Origin of the sequence: Paraclostridium benzoelyticum (assembly GCF_001006285.1) — a bacterium.
Classification (GTDB): Bacteria; Bacillota; Clostridia; order Peptostreptococcales; family Peptostreptococcaceae; genus Paraclostridium; species Paraclostridium benzoelyticum.
In genome coordinates, this window is sequence record NZ_LBBT01000172.1 from 1 (window position 1) to 6,473 (window position 6,473).

6 protein-coding genes are annotated in these 6,473 nt (G+C 27.4%); 5 read left to right on the forward strand and 1 reads right to left on the reverse strand.

The window, feature by feature from the left end:
• The first annotated feature begins 364 nt into the window (after positions 1-364).
• From VN21_RS07960 to VN21_RS07980, 5 genes are all read left to right on the forward strand, one after another.
• Complete coding sequence (locus tag VN21_RS07960) at positions 365-928, forward strand: hypothetical protein (protein ID WP_021431393.1); 564 nt, start codon at positions 365-367, stop codon at positions 926-928.
• 110 nt (positions 929-1,038) lie between these two features.
• Positions 1,039-2,688 carry a hypothetical protein gene (locus VN21_RS07965; RefSeq protein ID WP_046822775.1) on the forward strand — a complete coding sequence of 550 codons (1,650 nt, stop codon included), beginning with the start codon at positions 1,039-1,041 and terminating at the stop codon, positions 2,686-2,688.
• 142 nt (positions 2,689-2,830) lie between these two features.
• On the forward strand, positions 2,831-3,250 hold the full coding sequence (locus VN21_RS07970) for a MarR family winged helix-turn-helix transcriptional regulator (RefSeq protein ID WP_046822776.1): 420 nt from the start codon (positions 2,831-2,833) through the stop codon (positions 3,248-3,250).
• A gap of 12 nt (positions 3,251-3,262) precedes the next feature.
• The gene (locus VN21_RS07975) at positions 3,263-4,633 is read left to right on the forward strand and encodes an MATE family efflux transporter (RefSeq protein WP_046822777.1); all 1,371 of its coding nucleotides are present in this window, start codon (positions 3,263-3,265) and stop codon (positions 4,631-4,633) included.
• A gap of 115 nt (positions 4,634-4,748) precedes the next feature.
• Positions 4,749-5,360: a hypothetical protein gene (locus VN21_RS07980; RefSeq protein WP_046822778.1), complete on the forward strand. Its 612-nt coding sequence runs from the start codon at positions 4,749-4,751 to the stop codon at positions 5,358-5,360.
• Positions 5,361-5,402: 42 nt separating this feature from the next.
• Here VN21_RS07980 and VN21_RS07985 read toward each other — a convergent pair.
• A partial coding sequence (locus tag VN21_RS07985; protein WP_226896682.1) for an AI-2E family transporter occupies positions 5,403-6,473 on the reverse strand: 1,071 nt, incomplete at its 5' end.

Genomic DNA, 6,473 nt, shown 5'->3' on the forward strand with positions numbered 1-6,473 from the left:
AAATTTAAAAAATAAAGTTTTGTTTTGAAAAAATTTAAAAAATAATAAAATTAGCATGTGTAAAATCGGTATACTATATTATATTAAAGTTAATTAAAAATGAGACAGGTTTAGACAAAGTCTTAAAAAAGATAAGTTTATTTATAAAATAAGGAAAGGAATAAAATTGAATTTTACATTTTACATTAAAAATTAACTTTGAATTCAATTTATAAAAATTATTTTAAACTTTAATATTTTCAATATAAATAAATTGAAATTTAAAAAGTTACAAAAACAACATTTGAAGTTTGATTAAAATGGTGATAAAATAGAGTAGTTATCATAAACATTATTATAAACCAAGACATTGGGGGGTTAAAAAATGCAGAAGGTATATATAGTAACAACATATACAGGAACTGCTCTTTCTTACTTGATAAAAAGTATATCTAAAACTCCTTATGCACACGTATCTATAGCTCTTAATGAGTATTTAAGACCTATGTATTCATTTGGAAGATTAAATCCAAAGACGCCTTTATTTGCTGGATTTGTAGAGGAAAACATAAATGAAGGCTTATATGCTATAAAAACGAATACTAGATGCAGAGTATACTCATTATATGTAACTAATGAACAATACAACAATTTATATAAAAATATATTAAATATAAGTGCAAACAGAGATAAATATGATTATGATGTTTTAGCACTTTTATATTTATCTAGAAATAAGCCTAGAGAAGCTGAGAATAAATATGTGTGCTCTCACTTTGTAGCAGATATGTTAGAAGATAGTGGGATAAACTTATTTGAGAAGCCATCATGTGCAATTAAGCCAAATGACTTCTTTAATCATAAGGATTTGACACTTGAGTATGAAGGATTATTAAGTGAATATAGAGCAAAAGAAAAAATATTTGAATATAGTTTAAGTAGTGTATAAAGATAAATACTCCTTATAATTTTAAGGAGTATTTATTTTTTTACAAAAAATGGTTATAATTAATATTAATAAATATTACAAATATTTTTAAAATTAGGAAGGAGTAATAAATGAAGAAAATTTTTAAAACGTATGGAATAGCGTTGGTAATGGTAGCTATATATGCAATAATAAAATTACCTGTACTTAGATTAGATTTTACCTCGCTATTTTCAACACTAGTTATATTTTTCGTAATATCTGGAGTGCTTGATATGATGTTTGACAAAGGAGAGCAAACATCAAAGTTGGCTAAACGAAATTTCTCAATAGCTGCAGTGTTAATAGCTTATATTATAGTAGTGCCATTTTTAACATCGTCACCAGTATTACATTCGAAAGCATATAGAAATTTACTAGGAGATGTTAAAGAAAGTAATTTTGCAAAAGATGTAAGCCCTGTAAATGCAAATGAAATTAGGCTAGTAGACGAAGATATGGCTATGAAATTAGGGGATAAAAAGTTAGGAGAGGTGCCTGCTATAGGTAGTGTATCGAAACTTGGAAAGTTTCATATCCAAAATGTAGATGGAGAATTATGTTGGGTAGCACCATTGGTACATAGAGATGCAATAAAATGGATTACAAATATAAAAGGAACAAATGGATATGTAAGAGTATCTGCTACAAATCCACAAGATGTTAGACTTGTTCAAGAAGTTGATGGAAAACCTATAAAAATAGTATATCAACCTGAAGCTTACTTACATCAGGATTTAAGAAGACATATGTATTTAAAAGGATATACTAATGTAGGTATGACAGATTTTACATTAGAAGTAGATGATAAAGGTAAACCGTATTGGGTAGTTTCACTATATGAAAATGCTATTGGATATGGAGGACAAAATGCCATAGGAATAGCAACTGTAGATACTCAAACTGGTGAAGTTAAAAATTATGATATAAAAAATGCTCCAAAGTGGATAGATAGGATACAACCAGAAGAATTTATAGTTAAGCAAATAAATGATTGGGGTAAATTTGTAAGTGGATTTTTAAATGCTGTTATATCAGAAAAAGGTGTATTAGTAGCTACGGAAGGAACATCATTAGTATATGGCGAAGATGGAAAGTCATATTGGTATACAGGTATAACTTCTGCAGGAGGGGATGATTCAACTATAGGATTTATGCTAGTTGACACTAGGACTAAAGAAGCTAGGCTTTATAAACAACCAGGCGCAACTGAAACTGCAGCTATGGTATCTGCAACTGGGAAGGTACAAGAAAAAAATTATGAGGCAACATTCCCTGTTGTTTATAATATACTAGGGAAACCTACATATGTAATGTCTTTAAAAGATAAGGCAGGATTAGTTAAGATGGTTGCTTTTGTTTCTGTAGAAGATTTCAATATGGTTGGAATAGGTGATAATAAAGATGATGCTTTTAGAAGCTATAGAGAACAATTAAAATCAAAAGGAAATACTGTAGAGCTTGGAAATGATGATACTAAAGAAATAACTACAGGTATAGTTCAAAGAATAAATTCAGATGTAATAGAAGGAAATACCACATATTATCTTACAGTGGATGGAATGAATGACTCTATATTTGGTGTGACGTCTAAGGTTTCAAATGAAGCTCCTTTAACAAAAGAAGGGGATACTATAAAAATTGGTTATGATAAAGATCAAAAAGGCTTGATAGAATTAATTGAATTTGATAATATTAGTATAAATCAAGCGAAAGCTGAGGAAAATAAGCCTGAAAAGTAAATATAACAAATAAAAAACTACATGTTTATGTAGTTTTTTATTTTTACCAAAATAGTTGCAATAACAACTATTTTGGTGTATACTAATTTAGTTGTTATTGCAACTATTTTAATACTATCTTTTACGATAGGGGGGATTTAATGTGAAAAAGGATTGTAATTATATTGGAAGATATATCTCTCAGATTCATAGAAAAGGGGGAGCTTTTATATCTAAAGAGTTAAGTGGATTGGGAGTTGGGGCTGGTCAATTTATGTTTTTAGTAGAGCTATATAAAGGCGATGGAAGAAGTCAAGAAGACCTTGCGGAAACGCTTAATATAGATAAGGGAACTACTGCAAGAGCTATAAAAAAGCTAGAAGAAGAAGGCTTTTTAACACGAGAGAAAGATGAGATTGATAAAAGAGCTTATAAGTTATATTTAACTGACAAAGGAAAAAGTGTAAAAACAAGTATATATGAAGTTTTGTCAAAATGGGAAATTTATATGACAACTAACTTAACAGAAGAAGAACATGATATAGTCAGAACTCTTTTGCGAAAAATATGCATGACAATATAAGGAGGTCAATTTATGAAAAATGAACAAGAATTGAGAAATCATTCAATACCGAGACTTTTATTAACATATTCGGTACCAGCTATTATAGGAATGCTAGTAAATGCATTATATAATGTAGTAGATAGAATATTTATTGGTAAAATACCTGCAGTAGGATCATTAGCACTAACTGGTGTTGGAATATGTTTACCAATTATGACTATAATTTTGGCATTTGCGATGCTTGTAGGTATAGGAGCTACAACTAATATATCTATAAAGTTAGGTCAAGGCAAAAAAGATGATGCAGAAAAAATTATAGGGAATGCTATAAAATTATCTATTATTATTGGAATTATAATTAGTATAGTAGGAATTATATTTGGAGATACGATACTTAAACTATTTGGAGCAAGTGAATATACTCTTCAATACGCAAAAGATTATATATATATAATCTTGGTTGGTAGTGTATTTAATATATTAGCATACACACTAAATAATACTATAAGAGGTGATGGAAACCCTAGATTGGCAGCAATTATAATGATAGTTGGATGCTTAACAAATGTGGTATTAGATGCTGTTTTAATATTTGGATTACACTTAGGTATACAAGGTGCTGCTATTGCAACTGTTATATCACAAATAGTAACAGCTATATGGGGGTTATCTTATTACATTAGAGGTAAATCTAATTTGAAGTTTCATAAATCAAGTTTGAAGTTAGATAGTTCTTTGGTTAAAAAGATATTTGCTATAGGATCTGCACCATTTGCAATGCAAATAGCTACAAGTTTAGTTCAAGTTATATCAAATAATGCATTAAAAACTTATGGAGGAGATTTAGCTATAGGTGCAATGGCTACGATATCATCTATAGCTATGATATTCTTAATGCCTATATTTGGATTAAATCAAGGAGCTCAGCCTATAATAGGTTTTAATTTTGGAGCTAAACAGTATGATAGAGCTAATAAAACATTTAAGTTATCAGCTTTAGCTGCAATTATAATACTTACAACGGGTTGGATAATAATTCAAACTATACCAGAAGTTATGGTAGGTATGTTTAATAAAGACCCTAAGCTTATGGAGATATCAATAAAAGGTGCTAGAATATACTTGTTAATGATGCCTATAATAGGAATATCTATAACAGGATCTAATTATATACAGTCTATAGGAAAAGCTAAAATGGCAATGATTCTTAGCTTGCTTAGACAGGTTATCATATTAATACCTATGATAATAATATTACCAAAATTCTTTGGTCTAGATGGAGTTTGGTATGCACAACCAGTTGCAGACTTTTTAGCAACAGCTATAACTGCAATTATATTATACAGAGAATTAAAAAGTTATAAAAAAGTTGAAGTAAAAAAACAAGAAATAACAATATAAAGTAAAAGCATAGATACATGTCTATGCTTTTTTTTATTAAAGTGTAAATTTTATTGCATGTGTTTAATATAATAAATTAAGACTTGTCACAATATACATCAAGGAGAATAGCATAATGGGAAGTATGGAAAAGGAGATACTGGTTTTAATGAGCCAAGTTAGATGTGCAACAGAACAACAGTTTAATAAGTTTTTTTCTAAAAAAAGAAAAATAATGAAATCTCCTCACAAAAAAACTCTAAGAAAAATGTGCAGAGAGTTTACTCTTAAAAAATATCCATGCAATGTAGTTTATGGGGAGTATAAAGATAGTTCAGGAATTTATTATTTAAATGGAGGAAAAACATATAAAGGAAAGGAACTTTTAAAAGTTATACTAGGCTCAGAGATAGTTTTAAAGATGGAATCTTCAGGCTATGAAATAAAAAGATTTTATAGAAATGTAACAGTAGATAAAGATAAATATGATATATATATTGAATATGTAGATAAAGATAAAAAATTAAAACAAAAACTTATAGATATCAAATTAACAGAGGTATTTAAAATGAGTAAATATAAAAACTTACATGCGAAAGTTTTGAACTCAACAATACCTTTTTATGAAGTACCTGAAGTCTTGTTAATATCACAAGATAATAATTTTGATAAAAAAAGGCTGATGTCTATTAATGAAAATGTAAAAATAGTTGATATAAAATTAGAAAATTTAATAAAATATTTATAATTAAAAACGTCTAAATTTAACTTTAGACGTTTTTATTTTGTATCATTCAGATTTTGGTATATTTATATTTTTTTCAATATATTTATCTAAATATGTTTTTATTACAGCTGCTACTGGAACGGATAAGAAAACTCCTATCAATCCGAATAAAGCACCACCAACTAATACAGCACATATTATCCAAATTGGATGAAGTCCTACAAACTCACCCATGATTTTCGGAGCAATTAGATTACCATCGACTTGTTGAAGCACAAGTAAAAATATAGCCACCCAAAGAGCTTTTATAGGGCTATATGATAAAGTCATAAGTATTGGGAGCAAAGCTCCTATAAATGGACCGAAATAAGGAATCATATTAGTTATAAATACTATAAAAGATAAGAATAAACTACCTTTTATATTTATAAAGAACCTAAATCCTATGAATGTTATTATTCCTACAACCAAAGAAACAATTAAACTACCTATGATATAATGATAGAAAATTTTATTTATTATATCAAAGAATTCAATTATTGCAGTGGCTCTTTTTTTTGAAAAAGTTGAATATAATAGGTTTTTTAGATTTTTTAAAATATTTTCTTTATCACAAAGTATATAAATAGATAAGATAATACCCATTATAATATTAAAAACTATAGATGTTATGCTAAAAATATATATTAAAAAATCTGAAGAAATTGTATTTAGCATTTTAACGACATGTTTTAAAGCTGAATCCAAATGGGCTTGTATATGGGGTAAAATGCTATCAAATGAATGATTATTAGAAATATATTTGTTTAAAAGTTCATCTATTTTTAGCGTATAGCTTGGTATTTCTGTTATTAAAGTATTTAAGGTATCTATTAATGAAGGCATTATTAAATTTATACAAAAGCAAAAAAATAAAAATATGAAAAAATATGAAATAAATATATTTAAAATTCTCGGCATCTTGAATTTTTTTTCTAAAAACATAATAACTGGATTTAAAAGTAAACACATTAATACAGCTAATAAAAAAGGACTTAAAAATTTAAACAAGTCATTTATACTAGATATAAAAACTGAAGGGCTATCTATAGCCTTATAAATTAATATAGATATAAAGGCTACGAATATACAATA